This is a genomic window from Agromyces sp. NPDC058104 (assembly GCF_042884835.1).
Lineage (GTDB): Bacteria > Actinomycetota > Actinomycetes > Actinomycetales > Microbacteriaceae > Agromyces.
The window spans coordinates 37,533-55,222 of the sequence record NZ_JBHVTD010000004.1 but is presented as its reverse complement, the minus strand read 5'-3'; the positions used below and the strand labels follow the sequence as shown (position 1 = coordinate 55,222).

At 72.7% G+C, this 17,690-nt stretch carries 14 protein-coding genes; 11 read left to right on the top strand and 3 right to left on the bottom strand.

Annotation, left to right across the window (positions count from 1 at the left end):
- Positions 1-67: 67 nt before the first annotated feature.
- Both ACFVTH_RS17705 and ACFVTH_RS17700 read left to right on the top strand, forming a co-directional pair.
- The gene (locus ACFVTH_RS17705; protein WP_387093804.1) at positions 68-1,105 is read left to right on the top strand and encodes a hypothetical protein; all 1,038 of its coding nucleotides are present in this window, start codon (positions 68-70) and stop codon (positions 1,103-1,105) included.
- Positions 1,106-1,185: 80 nt separating this feature from the next.
- Positions 1,186-1,350, top strand: coding sequence for a hypothetical protein (locus ACFVTH_RS17700; RefSeq protein ID WP_387093802.1), 165 nt, complete (start codon positions 1,186-1,188; stop codon positions 1,348-1,350).
- Between the two features lie 48 nt (positions 1,351-1,398).
- Here ACFVTH_RS17700 and ACFVTH_RS17695 read toward each other — a convergent pair whose 3' ends face one another.
- Positions 1,399-2,820, bottom strand: a complete 1,422-nt coding sequence (locus ACFVTH_RS17695; RefSeq protein ID WP_387093799.1) for an RNB domain-containing ribonuclease — start codon at positions 2,818-2,820, stop codon at positions 1,399-1,401.
- A 55-nt stretch (positions 2,821-2,875) separates the two neighbouring features.
- Positions 2,876-3,892, bottom strand: a complete 1,017-nt coding sequence (locus ACFVTH_RS17690; RefSeq protein ID WP_387093796.1) for a phosphotransferase — start codon at positions 3,890-3,892, stop codon at positions 2,876-2,878.
- Positions 3,893-3,942: 50 nt separating this feature from the next.
- Here ACFVTH_RS17690 and ACFVTH_RS17685 point away from each other — a divergent pair, with 50 nt between their 5' ends.
- The 7 genes from ACFVTH_RS17685 to rbfA all read left to right on the top strand — a co-directional run bounded on the left by ACFVTH_RS17685 (position 3,943) and on the right by rbfA (position 13,917).
- On the top strand, positions 3,943-5,706 hold the full coding sequence (locus ACFVTH_RS17685; RefSeq protein WP_387093793.1) for a proline--tRNA ligase: 1,764 nt from the start codon (positions 3,943-3,945) through the stop codon (positions 5,704-5,706).
- 123 nt (positions 5,707-5,829) lie between these two features.
- Positions 5,830-7,896, top strand: a complete 2,067-nt coding sequence (locus ACFVTH_RS17680; protein WP_387093790.1) for a PhoX family protein — start codon at positions 5,830-5,832, stop codon at positions 7,894-7,896.
- Positions 7,897-8,058: 162 nt separating this feature from the next.
- Positions 8,059-9,150 (top strand): TIGR00730 family Rossman fold protein, encoded by a 1,092-nt coding sequence (locus tag ACFVTH_RS17675; RefSeq protein WP_387093788.1) that lies wholly within the window; start codon positions 8,059-8,061, stop codon positions 9,148-9,150.
- A 98-nt stretch (positions 9,151-9,248) separates the two neighbouring features.
- Positions 9,249-10,247: a transcription termination factor NusA gene (gene nusA, locus ACFVTH_RS17670; protein ID WP_386941997.1), complete on the top strand. Its 999-nt coding sequence runs from the start codon at positions 9,249-9,251 to the stop codon at positions 10,245-10,247.
- A gap of 47 nt (positions 10,248-10,294) precedes the next feature.
- Positions 10,295-10,576 carry a YlxR family protein gene (locus ACFVTH_RS17665; protein ID WP_387093785.1) on the top strand — a complete coding sequence of 94 codons (282 nt, stop codon included), beginning with the start codon at positions 10,295-10,297 and terminating at the stop codon, positions 10,574-10,576.
- An 83-nt stretch (positions 10,577-10,659) separates the two neighbouring features.
- The gene (gene infB / locus ACFVTH_RS17660) at positions 10,660-13,389 is read left to right on the top strand and encodes a translation initiation factor IF-2 (RefSeq protein WP_387093783.1); all 2,730 of its coding nucleotides are present in this window, start codon (positions 10,660-10,662) and stop codon (positions 13,387-13,389) included.
- A gap of 63 nt (positions 13,390-13,452) precedes the next feature.
- Positions 13,453-13,917: a 30S ribosome-binding factor RbfA gene (gene rbfA / locus ACFVTH_RS17655; RefSeq protein ID WP_386942000.1), complete on the top strand. Its 465-nt coding sequence runs from the start codon at positions 13,453-13,455 to the stop codon at positions 13,915-13,917.
- 76 nt (positions 13,918-13,993) lie between these two features.
- Here the strand turns inward: rbfA and ACFVTH_RS17650 are convergent, their stop codons facing one another.
- Positions 13,994-14,881, bottom strand: coding sequence for an A/G-specific adenine glycosylase (locus ACFVTH_RS17650; RefSeq protein ID WP_387093780.1), 888 nt, complete (start codon positions 14,879-14,881; stop codon positions 13,994-13,996).
- 47 nt (positions 14,882-14,928) lie between these two features.
- Here ACFVTH_RS17650 and ACFVTH_RS17645 point away from each other — a divergent pair, with 47 nt between their 5' ends.
- Together ACFVTH_RS17645 and ACFVTH_RS17640 are read left to right on the top strand one after the other, a co-directional pair.
- The gene (locus ACFVTH_RS17645) at positions 14,929-15,516 is read left to right on the top strand and encodes a hypothetical protein (protein ID WP_387093777.1); all 588 of its coding nucleotides are present in this window, start codon (positions 14,929-14,931) and stop codon (positions 15,514-15,516) included.
- Positions 15,517-15,833: 317 nt separating this feature from the next.
- Complete coding sequence (locus ACFVTH_RS17640) at positions 15,834-17,558, top strand: hypothetical protein (protein ID WP_387093774.1); 1,725 nt, start codon at positions 15,834-15,836, stop codon at positions 17,556-17,558.
- The last annotated feature ends 132 nt before the right edge of the window (positions 17,559-17,690 follow it).

Sequence of the window (17,690 nt, the reverse complement as noted above, 5' to 3'; positions counted from 1 at the left end):
CGCCTGTTATCGAATCGAGAACTGCGGCGGATTCAACCGGACGAAACACTCCGATAGCGTCGGCGACGTGACCCGATTCCGACGTTCATCGTCCGTCATCCTCCCCGTGGTGCTCCTGCTCGCCCTCTCCGGGTGCGCCGTCGCCTCGAACGCCGCGACCTCTACGGCATCGCCGAGTCCGAGCGCGACGCCGAGCGTCGAGACGCCGACCGTCGTCGAGCGGCCCGCCGTCGCGTTCGACGGGGACTGCGCCGCCGTCTTCGGGGACGCCGGCGCCGCGACGTTCACGGCGGGCGCGACGTCGCTGCCGATCGTCGCGGACGAGCTGATCGGCGTGGCCCGCACGATCGAGGTCCTCGGCGGCTTCCGCTGCTCAGGCGGCGACGCCATCGCCGGCGACGCGCTGAGCATGACGGTCGTCCCGACCGCAGCGCTCGACGGACGTGCCCCCGCCCAGGCGACGACCTGCTCCGAGTCCGACTCGGGTGCGGGACCGCAGCGCGAGTGCTGGGCCACGGTGGAGACCGGCGGATACTCGATGTCGGCCTGGGCGATCGCCGCTCCGGCTTCGTCGTTCGATCCTGAGGCGGTGGTCGCCGAGGCATCGAGCCGTCTGGCCGCAGCCGCCGACGGCAGCGCGCCCGTCGTCGTCGCGCTTCCCGACGGCAGCTGGGCGCCGCGCACGGAATGCGCGCCGATCGCGGCGGCGGCCGCGACGGTGCTCGGCGACGGAGTGACCGGTGCGTACGACCGCACGACGGCGGGCGGTCCGGGCATGGACGTCGGGTTCGCCGCCGACGATGCCGTCGGCTGGGGGCGCTGCGTACTCAGCCCTGGGGCCGGTGATCCGGCGCGCGACATCGCGGTCACCTTCCTGCCCGGCGCGGGATGGGCGCTCGAGGAGCTGCTGAGCAGCGGCGCGGCGACCTCAACCGAAGTCGACGGCGCGGTGCTCGCCGCGGCCGTCACCGGCGATGCCGGCGACATGTTCGGGGATGGCATCGCGGCCACCGACGGCGTCAACCTGATGTTCGTCACGACGCAGTACGCGGATGCCGAGCCCCCGACGGAGGCGCTCGCCGCCGCGATTCTCGCCGCGTCCTGAGCACCGTAGCCGCCCCGGCCGGCCCGGCGTAGGGTGGCGGCAGGATGCCGCGAGGCATCCGGTCGCGAGAGGAGACCGCGATGAGCGGTGACGGCAGCGAGTTCGAGTACCCCGATACGGCCGGCTATCCCGACGGGATGGGCACCCTGCACGAGGGCACCGACGAGGACGAGGTCGCCGAGGCGGCGGAGGGTGACCTCGAGCGGTTCGCCGAAGGCGACGAGGAGGACGTCGAGGGCGTCTGAGTCAGGCCAGGCATGCGCCTCCGGCGGAGCGCGTGGCGCTGACCGACCTCAGGCCGCGGTGAAGCGCACCGAGCCGTCGGCGATGTCGGCGGCCTCGAGCACGACCTCGATCGTGCCGCCCGCCCGGGCGCCCTCGGGCGCGGGGCAGCTCGCCGTCACCGCGGGCGTCTCGAGCTGGAACACCGCGCGCTCGCCCCGCAGTTCGAGCACCGTCGCCGTGAACCGCTCGCCGATGCGGTCGTGGAGGAGCGCCGCCTCCACCCGGGCGATCGACCCCGAGTCGAGCTGGGCGGCGCGCTGCGCCGAGGCGGCCATGATCGGCGGTAGCTCGGGGAGTGAGTCGTGCACCCACCTCGGCACCTCACGCTCCGCGGCGACCGCCTCGCAGACGACGAGCCCCCAGCGGTCGACGAGCCGGCGGATCGGCGCGGTGACGTGCGCGTACGGTGCCGCGAGGGCCGCCTGCAGGGTCTCGGCGGGCGCGGCGCCGTCGAAGGCGACGTAGCCGGCGCCGCGGAAGAGGCCTCCGGCGATCTGCAGCACGGCGAGGGCGAGCGGGTCGGCGCGGTCGAGGCCGCGCAGGTACTCGCCGTACGAGACCCCGCCGGGCCAGGGGCACCCGAGCGCCTCCGTCTGCCGGCGGAACGCGGTGAGGCGCTCGTCGTCGGGGGCGGGCATCGTGCGCAGGACCCCGACGCGGGCGTCGAGCATCATCGAGGCCGCCGCCATGCCCGTCATGAGCGAGAGCTGTGCGTTCCAGTCCTCGACGGGCAGCGGCGTGCGCCGGAGCAGGTCGTAGCCCCCGTCGCGGCGCACGATCTCCTCGTCGGGGGTGTTGAGGCTCGCACCGCCGCGGAGCCGCTCCTGCTCGATGCGGGCGCGGCCGATCTCGCCGAGCAACGCGACGGGCGTCTCGACGTCGCCGGCGTCGACGAGCGTCTGCGCCTCGCGGTAGTCGAGGCGCGCCCGCGATCGGATCAGCGCCCGCTCGAGGCGGGTGCTCGTGATCGTGCCGTCGCCCGCGAGCTCGAAGCGCCAGACGAAGGCGGAACGGTCGGCACCCGGCAGCAGGGAGGCGCGGTCGTCGCCGATCACGGGCGGGTGCAGCGGGATCCGGCCGTCGGCGGCGTAGAGCGTCTGCCCGCGCTCGCGGGCCGCGCGGTCGACGGCGCCGCCCGGAGCGACGAACGCGGGCACGTCGGCGATCGCGTAGTGCACGAGGTAGCCGTCGCCGCGTCGGGCGAGGTGCATCGCCTGATCGAGGTCGGTCGAGCCGGAGGGGTCGATCGTCGCGAAGGGGAGGTCGCGGAGGTCGGCCGCAGGTGCGGCCGGCGACGCGGCCTCGGCCTCGGCGAGCACCTCGGGTGCGAACTCCTCGGGCAGCTCGAGCGAGGCGCGGAGCGCGGCGAGCGACTCGGCCAGCTCGCTCTGCGCGACGGAGTCCGTGAGGTGCGGGCGGCGGGCTGGCATGCGCCCCAGCCTACGAGGCGCTCACGACGGGATGCCCCGCCGGCTCGCCGGCTCGTCAGCCGTCGCGGCGGCCGAGCACGCGCGAGAGGTGCCGCAGCACCGATTCGCCCCATTCCCCGGCCTCCGCGTCGCTCGCCTCGGCGAGGCAGTCCCACCAGGTGAGCGAGCGGTTCACGGCCTGGGTGACCTCGGCGGCGGCGACGAGCTCGGCCCAGCGGTCGTCGTCGAGTGCAACGTGCTCCGCCCACACCCGGCGGAACGCCGCCTCGACCGGGGCGGGGTCGAGCCCGCCGTACTCCATCACCGCCGCCGGGATGAGGATCGCTTCGACCGGGTGCGCCCACTGGGCGTCGCCGAAGTCGAACACCCGCAGCCGCCCGCGCTCGCCCGGCGCGGTCGCGAAGACGTTGCCCGGGTGCAGGTCGCCGTGCTGGAGCGTCGAGGGCAGGCCGCTCGCGGCGAGCGTCGCGGCCGCCCCGGCGACCCGCGAGCGGGCGTCGCGCAGCGCCGATGCCGTCGCGTCGTCGGGGGAGGAGGGATGCCCGGCGGGGAGCCCCAGCACCCGCTCGAGCATCAGCTCGAAGCGAGCGGGCACCGTGCCGGGGGAGCAGTCGGGAACCCCGAGGGCCACGACCTCCTCCGTGCGATCGACGAGCGCGCGCTGGACCCGCGCCCACTCCTCGACCACCTCGAGCCAGTCCCCGGCGGTCGCGCCCGAGTCGCCCCGCGCCTCCCGGAGCGTCGCACCGTGGTCGGCGGTGAGCATCCACCCGCGCTCGGCGTCGGCGGCGACGGGGGCGGCGACGGCGTCGGGCAGCACGCTCGCGAGGAAGGCCTGGAGTCCGGGCTCGAAGGCCTGCGCGCGGCAGTTCGCCTTGAACCAGAAGCGGGCGGGGCGCCCGCCCTGCGCGGTGTCGATCACGAGCTGCGTCGACCACGGACGCACGCGCGGCTGGGCGACGGCGCGGACGCGCGCCTCGCTCGCGGCGAGCGCCGACGAGGCCCACGCGGTGGCGGCGTCGTGCCAGTCGCCCGTCGTCACGACGGCGGAGAACGGGCGGCGCTGATCCATGTCAGCACGATAGGGCAGGAGTCGTCCATCGTGCTCAGTAGAATCGTCGGGTGCCCACACGCCTCTCGAACTACTTCCTCCGTACGCTCCGCGAAGACCCCGCCGACGCCGAGGTCACGAGCCACAAGCTGCTCGTGCGCGCCGGCTACATCCGTCGCCAGGCCCCGGGCGTGTTCGCATGGCTGCCGCTCGGCCTCCGCGTGAAGGCGAAGATCGAGCGCATCGTGCGCGAGGAGATGGAGAACGCGGGCGCGCACGAGGTGCACTTCCCGGCGCTGCTGCCGCGCGAGCCCTACGAGGTCACCAACCGGTGGACCGAGTACGGCGAGGCGCTCTTCCGCCTCCAGGATCGCAAGGGCTCCGACTACCTGCTCGCGCCGACGCACGAGGAGGTCTTCACGCTGCTCGTGAAAGACCTCTACAGCTCCTACAAGGACCTCCCGCTCTCGATCTACCAGATCCAGGACAAGTACCGCGACGAGGCGCGCCCCCGCGCGGGCCTCCTGCGCGGCCGCGAGTTCACGATGAAGGACGCGTACTCCTTCGACATCAGCGACGAAGGACTCGACGCCTCGTATCAGGCGCAGCGCGACGCCTACGAGCGCATCTTCACGCGGCTCGGCCTCGAGTACGTCATCGTCAAGGCCGACGCGGGCGCCATGGGCGGCTCCAAGAGCGAGGAGTTCCTGCACCCGACGCCCGTCGGGGAGGACACCTTCGTGCGCTCGGCGGGCGGCTACGCCGCCAACGTCGAGGCGTTCCAGACCCTCGTCCCCGCGTCGCTGCCGATCGAGGGCCAGCCCGAGCCCGTCGTGTTCGACTCGCCCGACACGCCGACCATCCTGCGCCTCGTCGACCACGTCAACGAGCACCAGGCGCGCACCGACCGCGCCTGGCACGCCGCCGACACGCTGAAGAACGTCGTGCTCGCGCTCACCCACCTCGACGGCACGCGCGAGCTCGTCGTCGTCGGCATGCCCGGCGACCGCGACGTCGAGATGAAGCGCGCCGAGGTGGCCTTCGCGCCCGCCGAGGTCGAGGCCGCGACGGAGTCCGACTTCGCGAAGCACCCCGTCCTCGTCAAGGGCTACATCGGCCCGTGGTCGCCCACGGGCCCCGTGCTCGGCGAGAACTCGGCCAGCGGCATCCGCTTCCTCGTCGACCCGCGCGTCGTCGACGGCACCGAGTGGGTGACCGGCGCCAACCTGCACGAGAAGCACGTGCTCTCGCTCGTCGCGGGCCGCGACTTCGTCGCCGACGGAGTGATCGACATCGCCGACGTGCGCGCCGGCGACCCCGCGCCCGACGGCTCGGGTCCGGTCGAGCTCGCCCGCGGCATGGAGATCGGGCACGTCTTCCAGCTCGGCCGCAAGTACGCGGAGGCGCTCGGGCTCAAGGTGCTCGACGAGAACGGCAAGCTCGCGACCGTCACCATGGGCTCGTACGGCATCGGCATCACCCGGATCCTCGCGATCATCGCCGAGCTGCACAACGACGACAAGGGCCTCATCTGGCCGGCGGCCGTCGCCCCGTTCGACGTGCACGTGGTCGCGACCGGCAAGGACGAGGCGGTGTTCGACGCCGCCGAGAAGATCGTCGCCGACCTCGAGGCCGCGCGCTACGACGTGCTCTACGACGACCGTCCGAAGGTCTCGCCCGGCGTGAAGTTCGGCGACGCCGAGCTCATCGGCGTGCCGAAGATCGTGATCGCCGGCCGTGGCGTCGCCGAGGGCGTCGTCGAGGTCTGGGACCGCGCGACGGGGGAGCGCACTCCGGTGCCCCTCGACGGAGTGGTCGCGGCGCTCCGAGGCTGACCGGGGTCGCGCACGGGCCATCGTTCCGGCGCGCGACACCTCCCGTTCACCGGGGCGACCCGCACGCTTCTTCCGGTGGCGCGACGCTCGACGCAGACGCCGCCGAGAGTGAGGACGCCCCCGATGACCCTGGCCGACCAGACCCGCCGTTCACTGCCGATCGTCGACCACGCGCGGGGCAAGCGCTCGCCCGTGACGTGCCGGCTCAAGTGCGCCGACGCCTGCCTCGGCCCCGAGTGCAACACCTCGGCCAACCCCGAGTTCCGCTCGCTCGCCTCGGCGGCCCTCAGCCGCCGCGCGCTGCTCGGCCTCGGCGCCGCCGGCGCGGTCACCCTCGTCGCGGCGGGGGCGCTGAAGCCCGCGCCGGCGCAGGCTCAGGCTCTCGCAGGGCGAGGCGCGGGGGCCGCCGCGGCATCCCGGCTGCCCTTCGAGCCCATCGCCCCCGTCTCGCACCTCGTCGACGAGTTCACGGTGCCTGCGGGCTACCGCTGGCAGGCGCTCGTGCGCTGGGGCGACCCGATCTTCCCCGATGCGCCCGCCTTCGACCTCCACGACCAGAGCGCCGCCGCGCAGGCCCGCCAGTTCGGCTACAACAACGACTACCTCGACGTGATCGCCGACCGCGGCGGCCTCACGGGGGTGCTCGTCACGAACCACGAGTACGTCAACCCGGGCATCATGTTCCCGCCGTCGAGCGACCCGGCCGAGCTCCGCCGGCGCAGCGAGATCTACAAGGCCGCGCAGGGCATGAGCGTCGTGGAGGTCGCCCGCGACCGCATCGGCCGCCCCTGGCGCATCGTGAAGGGCGGCGCGCGCAACCGCCGGATCACGGTCGAGAGCGAGTTCTCGTTCACGGGCCCCGCCGCGGGCTCGGCGCTGCTCCAGACGGCCGGCGACCCCACCGGCACGGTCGTCAACGGCACGCTCGGCAACTGCGCCGGCGGCACGACGCCGTGGGGCACCGTGCTCTCCGGCGAGGAGAACTTCAACGGCTACTTCCGGGCGGTGCCCGACACCGCGGCCCGCAAGCGCTACGGCTTCGCCGACGCCGCGACCTCGACGGGATGGGAGACCTGGGACCCGCGCTTCGACGGCTCGGCCCCGGGCTACGAGAACGAGGGGAACCGGTTCGGCTACATCGTCGAGATCGACCCGCAGGACCCGACGTCGACGCCCGTGAAGCACACCGCCATGGGTCGCTTCAAGCACGAGGGCGCGAACGTGCGCATCGCCGAGGACGGCCGGGCGGTCGCGTACATGGGCGACGACGAGCGCGGCGACTACCTGTACAAGTTCGTCTCGAAGCACAAGTTCAACCCGAAGGACAACCCCGGCGCGCGCAAACAGAACCGACGCCTGCTGAGCGAGGGCGACCTGTTCGTCGCGCGATTCAGCGGCAACTCGCCGGCCGCCGAGATCGACGGCACCGGCAAGCTGCCCTCCGACGGCGCGTTCGACGGCTCGGGGGAGTGGGTCGCCCTCACCCGCAAGGGCGAGAGCGTCGTACCGGGCATGTCGGTGGAGGAGGTGCTCGTGAACACCCGACTCGCCGCCGACCTCGTCGGCGCGACGAAGATGGACCGCTGCGAGGACGTCGAGCCGCACCCGACGAGCGGCCGGGTGTACGTCGCCTGCACGAACAACACGCAGCGCGGCACGGCCGGGCGCCCTCCGGTCGACGAGGCGAACCCTCGCGCGACGAACCGCGACGGGCACGTCATCGAGCTGACCGAGCTGCGCGGGCAGTCGGGCGAGCGCTTCGCCTGGAGCATCCTGCTGCTCTGCGGCGACCCCGCCTCGATCACGCAGACCTACTTCGCGGGCTACCCGAAGGAGCAGGTCTCGCCCATCTCGTGCCCCGACAACGTCGCCTTCGACTCCGAGGGCAACCTCTGGATCTCGACCGACGGCGCACCCTCGACGATCCGGAAGAACGACGGGCTCTTCAAGGTGCCGCTCGAGGGGCCGGAGCGCGGGCACGTGCAGCAGTTCCTCTCGGTTCCCCGCGAGGCCGAGACGTGCGGCCCGGTGATCCGCGCCGAGGAGGGCGTGGTGTTCGTCGCCGTGCAGCACCCCGGCGAGGAGGGCTCGTTCGCCGCGCCGACCTCGCTCTTCCCCGACTACGGATCGACGGCACCCGGCGCGTTCGCCGCGCCGCGGCCGTCCGTCGTGCAGGTGTGGCGCGGCTAGCGTCGGCTTCCGCGACGCAGTGAGAGACGACCGGATGCCGCGTGGGGGCGCGGCGCCGGCCACGCCGCGCGGGGGCGCGGCGATGAGAACGGATGCCGCGCGGCGGGGGCCGCGCGGCATCCGCTTCGCCTTCGCACGGGGAAGCCGTGGGAGGGTGGAGGCATGACCACGCAGCCCGCCCGTCGCGCCGACGAGACCCTTCCGGCCGAGATCCTCGAGCGCGTCGACGCCCTGCTCGACGAGGCCGGCATCCGCGAGAACCGAGGCCTCGTCGAACGGATCCTCCTCACCGGCCTCAGGCTCGGGACCGACGGCACGCGACGTCTCGACCTGAAGATCACCGCGTCGGCCCTCGAGGAGATGCGCGCGGCCTTCCGGCTGTTCGAGCCCTACTCGCGCGTGCCGAAGGTCACGGTGTTCGGCTCGGCGCGCACCTCGCCGAGCGACCCGCTCTACCGCCAGGCGCAGGACGTGGCGGCCGCGCTCGCCGCCGACGGCTGGATGGTCGTGACCGGCGCCGGGCCCGGCATCATGGAGGCCGCGACGACGGGCGCCGGTCCCGGGCGGGCGCTCGGGGTCTCCATCCGCCTGCCGTTCGAGGAGGCGCCGAACGAGGCGATCGCCGCGGCCAGTCGCGTGGCGATGAAGTACTTCTTCACCCGCAAGCTCATGCTCGTCAAGGAGTCGCGCGGCTTCGTCTGCCTCCCGGGCGGATTCGGCACGCTCGACGAGACCTTCGAGCTGCTGACGCTGCAGCAGACCGGCAAGGCCGAGCCGATGCCGATCGTGCTGCTCGATGCGCCCGGCGTCGGATTCTGGGAGGGCCTCCAGCGCTTCGTGGACGACTCGCTCGTGCCTGCGGGGCTCATCAACCGGGACGACCTCGATCGCGTGCTCATCACCGACTCGGTCGAGGCCGCCGCCGCCGAGATCACGGGGTTCTGGCGGAACTACGACTCGCTGCGCTGGGTCGGGAACCGGCTCGTGCTGCGGCTCAACGCGCAGCCGACCGACGACGAGGTCGACGAGCTCAACGACCGGTTCGGCGCGCTCCTCGCGTCCGGCCGGATCGAGCGGACCGAGCCCCTCCGTCCCGAGCGGGACGACGAGGACGTGCTCGGGCTGCCCCGCGTCATCCTCGAGCCCGACCAGCACCGCGTCGGAGAGCTGCACCGGCTCATCCGCGCGCTCAACGCGCTGCCGTCGGCCCCGGCCGACGCGACGCCGCCCGCAGTGCCGGCCGCCGGCGGGTGAACCCCGCGCCGCGGGTGCTCGGAGGTCCCCGCATCCGGTACCGTAGAGTGTCCGCTCCGAGGGGTGGCGGCACGAGAGCTGAATAGAGGAGGCCGGCGATGGACATCGACCTCAGCATGCTTCGCATGGTGGAGCGCGAGAAAGAGATCCCGTTCGAAGAACTGGTGCAGATCATCGAGCAGGCGATCCTGATGGCCTACCTCAAGCACCAGAACCCGACCGTGCACGGCCACGCCAACCCGACGGGGGCCCGCGCCGAGCTCGACCGCAAGACGGGCCACGTCTCGATCTTCGTGCCCGAGCTCGACGACGAGGGCGAGGTCATCGGCGAGAGCGAGGACACCCCGAACGACTTCGGCCGCATCGCCGCCTTCGCGGCGAAGCAGGTCATCATGCAGCGCCTCCGCGACATCGCCGACGACGCGGTGCTCGGCGAGTTCCGCGGGCGCGAGGGCGACATCGTCGCGGGCATCATCCAGCAGGGCCCGAACCCGCGTATGGTGCACGTCGACCTCGGCACCGTCGAGGCGATGCTGCCGCCCGAGGAGCAGGTGCCGGGCGAGGAGTACCCGCACGGCCAGCGCATCCGCGTCTACGTCACGAGCGTCTCGAAGGGCACCAAGGGCCCGTCGATCACCGTGTCGCGCACCCACCCCGCGCTCGTCCGCAAGCTCTTCGCCCTCGAGGTCCCCGAGATCGCGAACGGCGTCGTCGAGATCGTCTCGCTCGCCCGCGAGGCCGGCCACCGCACGAAGATCGCGGTCCGAGCGAACCAGCCCGGCGTCAACGCGAAGGGGGCCGCCATCGGCGAGCTCGGGCAGCGCGTGCGCGCCGTGACCGCCGAACTGGGGGCCGAGAAGATCGACATCGTCGACTGGTCCGACGACCTCGCGACCTTCGTCGCGAGTGCGCTGAGCCCGGCGAAGGTGACGAGCGCCTACATCATCGACGAGGCGACGCGGGCCGTCCGCGCGCTCGTCCCCGACTACCAGCTCTCGCTCGCGATCGGCAAGGAGGGCCAGAACGCTCGCCTGGCCGCCAAGCTCACCGGGGCGAAGATCGACATCCAGCCCGACTCGATCCTCGAACAGGGCTGATCCGCCGAAGGTCGTCAGCGCGACCTCCGCCCGTCGCGTCGGCGGGCATGAGCGCAGAGTGTAAGATGGAACCTGTCAGAACGTGCATCGGTTGCCGTTCGCGCGCCCCGCGATCCTCGCTTCTGAGGGTCGTCTCCCAGAACTCCCACGTCGTGGCCGATGTCACGGCCGTGCTTCCGGGCAGGGGTGCGTGGCTGCATCCGACACCCGAGTGCTACCGGCTCGCCGTTCGGAAGCGCGCCTTCGGGCGAGCGCTCCGTCTTCACGGCGAGGTGGACACCGGCAACGTAGAGAACAGGCTGAACCCACAAGTGATGACCAATGAGTGACAACTAATGAGCGGCTCGAAATGAGTCCCGTCCGCCATTGATGGTCTGCCCCTGTCCGGGCGCAGGCCCGGAACAGGAGAGAAGTGGCTGCCAAACCACGCGTACACGAGATCGCATCCGAACTCGGTGTCGACAGCAAGATCGCCCTTGAGAAGCTCAAGGAGATGGGCGAGTACGTCAAGGGACCCTCGTCGTCCATCGAACCCCCCGTCGCACGTCGCCTGAAGGCGGCGCTCGAGGCCGCCGGCGCCGCCGCGCAGGCCGCGCCCGCAGCGACCCCCGCCGCACCGGCGAAGCCCGCGGCGAAGCCGGGCGCGAAGCCCGGTCCCAAGCCGGCTCCGAAGCCCGCCGAGCCCGCTCCAGCGGCTCCGGCCCCCGCCCCGGCGCCCGCCGCCCCGGCCGACGCGCCGCTCACCGTCGCCGAGCGCCAGGCGCAGGCGGAGGAGAAGGCGGCTCAGGCCGCCGCCGAGAAGGCCGCCGAGGCGCCCGCCGCCTCGAGCGACGCCGTCAAGCCCGGCGCCTCGGCTCCGAAGCCCGGCGGCGCGGTGCCGCGTCCGGCTCCGAAGCCCGGCGCCCCGCGCCCCGGCAACAACCCGTTCTCGAGCTCGCAGGGCATGGGCTCCCGCCCCGCCCAGCCGCGCCCCGGCAACAACCCGTTCTCGAGCTCGCAGGGCATGGGTCAGCGCCCGAGCCCGGGCAACATCCCGCGCCCGCAGGCCCCGCGCCCCGGTTCGCCGCGCCCCGGCGCCCCGCGCCCGGCCGGCGCAGGCGGTCGTCCCGGCGGCGGCGGCTTCCAGCGCCCCGGCGGCGCTCCCGGCACCGGCTTCGGCGGCCCGCGTCCCGCGGGCGGCGGCGGTCGCGGTCGCGGCCCCGGCGGCGGCACCGCGGGCGCATTCGGTCGCGGTGGCGGCAAGTCGAAGGCGCGCAAGTCGAAGCGGACGAAGCGGGCCGAGTTCGAGATGCGGGAGGCTCCGTCGCTCGGCGGCGTGAGCGTGCCCCGCGGCGACGGCAACACCGTCATCCGCCTGCGTCGCGGCTCCTCGATCTCCGACTTCGCCGACAAGATCGACGCGAACCCCGGTTCGCTCGTCACGGTGCTGTTCCACCTCGGTGAGATGGCGACCGCGACCGAGTCGCTCGACGAGGCGACCTTCGAGGTGCTCGGCGCCGAGCTCGGCTACAAGATCCAGGTCGTCTCGCCTGAAGACGAGGACCGCGAGCTCCTCGAGGGCTTCGACATCGACCTCGAGCAGGAGCTCGAGGACGAGACCGACGAAGACCTCATGCCGCGGCCCCCGGTCGTCACCGTCATGGGTCACGTCGACCACGGTAAGACCCGACTCCTCGACGCGATCCGCAACGCGAACGTCATCGAGGGCGAGGCCGGCGGCATCACCCAGCACATCGGTGCGTACCAGGTGCACACCGAGCACGAGGGCGTCGACCGCGCGATCACCTTCATCGACACCCCGGGTCACGAGGCGTTCACCGCCATGCGCGCCCGTGGTGCCCAGGTCACCGACATCGCGATCCTCGTGGTCGCGGCCGACGACGGCATCATGCCGCAGACGATCGAGGCGCTGAACCACGCGCAGTCGGCGAACGTGCCGATCGTGGTCGCGGTGAACAAGATCGACAAGCCCGAGGCCAACCCGGGCAAGGTGCGCCAGCAGCTCACCGAGTTCGGCCTCGTCGCCGAGGAGTACGGCGGCGACGTCATGTTCGTCGACGTCTCGGCCCGCAACAACATCGGCATCCAGGAGCTGCTCGACGCGGTCCTGCTGACGGCCGACGCCGGGCTCGACCTCCGGGCGAACCCGGACAAGGCGGCTCGCGGCGTCGCGATCGAGGCGAAGCTCGACAAGGGCCGCGGCGCCGTGGCGACCGTGCTCATCCAGTCGGGCACGCTGAAGGTCGGCGATGCGATCGTCGCGGGCACGGCCTACGGCCGCGTGCGCGCCATGGCCGACGAGAACGGCGACGCCGTCACCGCCGCGACCCCGTCGCGACCGGTGCAGGTGCAGGGCCTCTCGAGCGTCCCGCGCGCGGGCGACACCTTCCTCGTCACCGACGAGGACCGCACCGCCCGCCAGATCGCCGAGAAGCGCGAGGCCGCCGAGCGCAACGCGCAGCTCGCGAAGGCTCGCAAGCGCATCTCGCTCGAGGACTTCACGCGCGCGCTGGAAGAGGGCAAGGTCGAGGCGCTCAACCTCATCATCAAGGGCGACGTGTCGGGTGCCGTCGAGGCGCTCGAAGAGTCGCTCATGAAGATCGAGGTCGACGACTCGGTGCAGCTGCGCATCCTCCACCGCGGTGTGGGCGCCGTCACCGAGAGCGACATCGACCTGGCGACGATCGACAACGCGATCGTCATCGGGTTCAACGTCCGCCCCGACGTGAAGGCGCGCGAGCGCGCCGCCCGCGAGGGCGTCGACGTGCGCTTCTACAACGTCATCTACAACGCGATCGACGACATCGAGGCCTCGCTCAAGGGCATGCTCAAGCCCGAGTACGAAGAGGTCCAGTCGGGTGTCGCCGAGATCCGCGAGGTGTTCCGCTCCTCGAAGTTCGGCAACATCGCGGGTGTCATCGTGCGCTCCGGAACGATCACGCGCAACGCCAAGGCACGGGTCATCCGCGACGGCGTCGTGGTCGGCGACAACCTGGCCATCGAGTCGCTGCGCCGGTTCAAGGACGACGTCACCGAGGTCCGCACGGACTTCGAGGCGGGCATCGGCCTCGGCAAGTACAACGACATCCAGGTCGGCGACGAGATCGAGACCATCGAGATGCGCGAGAAGCCTCGCGCGTAGCCGGAACCGGGGGCGGCGGCACGCCGCCGCCCCCGTCTCCGTCCGTTCGGAAGGGAACCACCCATGGCTGATCCGGCACGCGCCAGGAAGATGGCCGACCGCATCAAGGAGATCGTCGCCCGGCGCCTCGACAAGGGTCTCCGCGACCCGCGCCTCGGCTTCGTGACGATCACCGACGTGCGCGTCACGGGCGACCTGCAGCACGCGAGCATCTTCTACACGGTCTACGGCTCCGACGAGGAGCGTCGCGATTCGGCGCTCGCGCTCAAGGCCGCGACCGGGATGCTCCGCAGCGAGGTCGGCCGCAACATCACGGCTCGGCTCACGCCGACCCTCGAGTTCATCGCCGACGCGGTGCCCGAGAACGCGCAGCACATCGCCGATCTGCTGCGCGAGGCCCGCACCCGCGACGAGGAGACGTCGGCGCTCGCGGCGAAGGCCGAGTACGCCGGCGACCCCGACCCGTACGTGAAGCCGCGCGAACTCGACGACGACGAGGACGACTTCGACGACGTCGAGGCCCGCTGAGCGCGCGACGACGTCGCGAAGGACCTTGCGAAGGACCTCGCGTCGACCGAGGTCGACGCACAGCTGCCCGGGGCCGTCAGGCCTCGGGCAGCGTCATTCCCTCGGCGGTCGCGACGGCGAGCCCGTCGGCGACGAGCCCGGCGATCGCGCGCTCGAGCTGCGCGGCGTCGCCCCAGACCCCCGAGAGCTCGTCGCCGGTCACCGGGCGGTGCGCTGCACGGAGTTCGCGCATGACGATCCCGCGCACCTGCCGGTCGGAGCCCTCGAACCGGGCCTGCCTCGCCTTGCGCGGTCCGTCGTAGGCCGGTGAGCCTGCGCGGAGCCAGGCGCAGCGGTCGCGGATCGGGCAGTCAGCGCACCGCGGAGCGCGGGCCGTGCAGACGATCGCCCCGAGTTCCATGGCGGCGGCGTTGAACACCCGCGCCGCGCGCGGGTCATCGGGAAGCAGCGCCGACATCGCGGCGAGGTCCCTCGTGGTCGACGGGGGAGCGGGCTCGGCATTGCCGTCGACCGCCCGGGAGATCACCCGCCTCGTGTTCGTGTCGACGACGGGCACCCGCACGCCGAAGGCGAACGCCGCCACGGCGCGGGCGGTGTACGGCCCGACCCCCTTGAGGGCGAGGAGCTCGTCGAGCTCGCACGGCACCTCGCCGTCGTGGCGCTCGACGATCTCGACGGCCGCTCGATGCAGCCAGAGCGCCCGCCGCGGGTATCCGAGCCGGTCCCAGGCGCGCACCGCCTCCGCGGCGGGCTCGGCGGCGAGGCTCGCCGGGGTGGGCCACCGGCGCATCCAGGCCTCCCAACGAGGGATCACCCGGTCGACCTGCGTCTGCTGCAGCATGAACTCGCTCACGAGCACCGCCCACGGCGACACCTCGGCGGCGCGCCAGGGCAGCGGCCGCGCGGCATCCGCGAACCACTCGTTGACGGCGGTGGCGAGGTCGGAGGCGGCCTGACGGGGCATCCGACCAGCCTAGGCCGCCGCGGAGGACCCGGCGTTATGCTCGCAGCATGCGCCTCGTCACGACGCCCCGGGTCACGTTCCTGCGCGAGCTCTCGGGCGAGATCATCGCGCACTACGGGCGCGGGCGCATGATCGTCGCGGTCGACGGGCCGCTCCGGAGCGGCAAGACGGCGTTCGCCGACGACCTCGCCGAGGTGCTCCGCGAGCGAGGCCACACGGTGTTCCGGGCGAGCATGGAGGGCTTCCACCGCTCCCGCGCCGCGCAGGCCGACTTCGGCGACGACACCGCGGAGCGCTACTACCGCTACGGCTTCGACGAGTCGGCGCTGCGACGGGTGCTCGTCGAACCGTTCCGGCTCGGCGGCTCGACGGCGTTCGTGACGCGCGTGCTCGATCCGGCACGGGATGCGTGGGTCGAGCCCAGGTGGATCACGGGTCCGGCCGACGCCATCCTCCTCCTCGACGGGCGCTTCGTGCTCCGCGAGCGGCTCGACGAGCTGTGGGACTACCGGATCGTCGTCGGAGGCGACCCGATCGATCCTGCCGACCGGCTCGCCTACGCCGAGCGCGACCCGCGGCGCTTCGCCGACGCGATCGTGAACCTCGAGGATCCCTCGGACCCGCGCCGCAACTAGGCGTTTGTACCCCGGTCGGATTCCCCATTCCGGGGGGCATTTTGTACCCCGATCGCGGGAATCCGCCGATCGCGGGTGCGATCGATCACCATAATTGGCTGATTGCCAGCCCCCGGCAGCAGCGATACCCGATGCACCACCCGCAGCACCCGAACACCCGACGTCGACCGACGCGGCGCACGCGCCCGCGCCGATCGCCGACGTGCGGCAGCGCCCGGTTCGAGCCCCGCTCGACGCCGGCGGCTCGTCGCCGTTCGTGCGCCGGCGCGTGCTCGCGGGCTCCTCCTCGACCGGGCCGACTCCAGGAGACCCATTCGATGAGGACCACCCGTGCACTCCGCATCGCGGCGACCGTCGTCGGCGCGCTCGCGCTGACCCTCGGCTCAGCCGTGCTGCCCGCGCAGGCGACGCAGCCGTCGTACGTCTGCGAACCGCTCGACTCGGGAAAGATCGACACGACGGGCGACCCGGCCACCGTCACGGTGACGGCGCCCGAAGGGCAGCTCATCGACGGCTACTGCGTCAAGGCCGGCACGACGAAGTACTTCGTGCCCGTGGTGCCGCCGCAGGCGACCGTCGTGATCGACCACCCGACGAAGGACTCCGTGAGCCACTACTCGGTGAGCTACGTCGACGTGCCGAACGACCCCGAGGACCCCGAGGACCCCGAGGGCCTGCCGATCCCGGCGGAGCCGTCCTGGGTCGACGAGTGCGGGGTGGAGAACGACGGCTACGTGCTGCCCGACGACACCGACGACGTGGTCTGGACGACGAGCGGTCGTGACGCCGAAGGCCGCGAGACGGTCACGGCGACCGCGCAGGGGGAGCAGACCTTCGTCGGCGGCGACCCGACCGCCGAGTTCTCGCACGTCTTCACCGACGAGGAGTGCGAGACCCCGCCGCTCACCCGGTGCGAGACGTTCTCGTCGAACCACTCGACGGACCTCTCGAAGTGGGACCTCGGCCAGACCCGCGCGACCGGTCACAACGAGCTCGTCGCGACCGGCCTCCGCGTCTGGACCGAGGGCGCGACGTCGACCGACAAGGCCGCCGGCTACTACGACACCAACTTCCCGCTCAGCGGCATCGGGGTCACCTCGATCGCGGACGCCCTCGACTACACGGCGACCACCGGGCCCGAGCCGGGACTGCAGCTCGTCGTCGACGTCGACGGCGACGGCGCGGGCGACGGCATCCTGGTCGGCGAGGCCGTCTACGGCGAGAACTGGTGGCTGAGCGGCGGCTCGGCGCAGGCGCTCAAGGACGGCGCCCCGAACACGGGCGGCGGCAACGGCTCCGAGTGGTTCGGCACGGCCGCGGAGTGGGTCGAGGCGTTCCCCGACGCGATCGTCGAGGCGATCGGCTACTCGCTCGGCTCGGGCGTGCACGGCGACGGCGTCATCACGAAGATCACCCTCGGCTGCGTCGAGTACACCTTCGGCCTGAAGCCCACCGAGCTCGCGCAGCCGACGCTCGACGGCAGCATCGCCGCCGGCGTCTGCGTCGCGAACGCGCCGTGGATCTACTTCCACGTCGCCCTCACCGACCCCGACGGCGTCGTCGTCTCGCGCGAGGTCTCGCTCGTGCTGAGCGACGGCGAGCACACCGAGACGCTCCCGCTCGGGACGCTGAACGACGAGGGCGTGCTCGAGGGCGAGGTCCTCTGGCCCGGTGCCGCCGTCGACGACGAGGGCAACGCGACCGCCTGGCCGGGCTGGAAGCAGCTCGGCGACGGCACGTGGGTCGAGACCGACGAGAACTTCGCCTGGACCCGCGACCTCACGAGTGCGGAGTTCGTCGTGAACCCCGAGGTCGAGGTCGAGCTGGCCTACCCGCCGGCCACGCCCGACTGCCTGGCCGCCCCGCCCGTGACGCCGGGCGAGCCCGGCGGCGGTGACGGCGACTCGCCCTCGACGCCGGCCGGCGACGGGCTCGCCGACACCGGCTTCGCCGGCACGACGATCGCGGTCGTCGCGGGGGTCGTGGTCCTCGCGGGCATCGCGTTCCTCGTGATCGCGCGGCGGCGTCGCACGGAGTCCTGACGCAGCATGCGGAGGGGCCCGGGCGCCGGGCCCCTTCCGCGGGCGGAAGGCATGCACTTCGGCTCGGATCAGGGATTTGTCCCCCACTTCGGGGGACATCTGGTACCTCGTGCCGAAAAGGGGCTGACAAGT

What these genes read in the sequence shown, in the direction of transcription:
- ACFVTH_RS17700 (WP_387093802.1), top strand. Translation starts at nt 1,186, where the DNA reads ATGAGCGGTGACGGCAGCGAGTTCGAGTACCCCGATACGGCCGGCTAT.
- ACFVTH_RS17695 (WP_387093799.1), bottom strand. Translation starts at nt 2,820, where the DNA reads ATGCCAGCCCGCCGCCCGCACCTCACGGACTCCGTCGCGCAGAGCGAG.
- ACFVTH_RS17690 (WP_387093796.1), bottom strand. Translation starts at nt 3,892, where the DNA reads ATGGATCAGCGCCGCCCGTTCTCCGCCGTCGTGACGACGGGCGACTGG.
- ACFVTH_RS17680 (WP_387093790.1), top strand. Translation starts at nt 5,830, where the DNA reads ATGACCCTGGCCGACCAGACCCGCCGTTCACTGCCGATCGTCGACCAC.
- ACFVTH_RS17675 (WP_387093788.1), top strand. Translation starts at nt 8,059, where the DNA reads ATGACCACGCAGCCCGCCCGTCGCGCCGACGAGACCCTTCCGGCCGAG.
- nusA (WP_386941997.1), top strand. Translation starts at nt 9,249, where the DNA reads ATGGACATCGACCTCAGCATGCTTCGCATGGTGGAGCGCGAGAAAGAG.
- ACFVTH_RS17665 (WP_387093785.1), top strand. Translation starts at nt 10,295, where the DNA reads ATGAGCGCAGAGTGTAAGATGGAACCTGTCAGAACGTGCATCGGTTGC.
- rbfA (WP_386942000.1), top strand. Translation starts at nt 13,453, where the DNA reads ATGGCTGATCCGGCACGCGCCAGGAAGATGGCCGACCGCATCAAGGAG.
- ACFVTH_RS17650 (WP_387093780.1), bottom strand. Translation starts at nt 14,881, where the DNA reads ATGCCCCGTCAGGCCGCCTCCGACCTCGCCACCGCCGTCAACGAGTGG.
- ACFVTH_RS17645 (WP_387093777.1), top strand. Translation starts at nt 14,929, where the DNA reads ATGCGCCTCGTCACGACGCCCCGGGTCACGTTCCTGCGCGAGCTCTCG.
- ACFVTH_RS17640 (WP_387093774.1), top strand. Translation starts at nt 15,834, where the DNA reads ATGAGGACCACCCGTGCACTCCGCATCGCGGCGACCGTCGTCGGCGCG.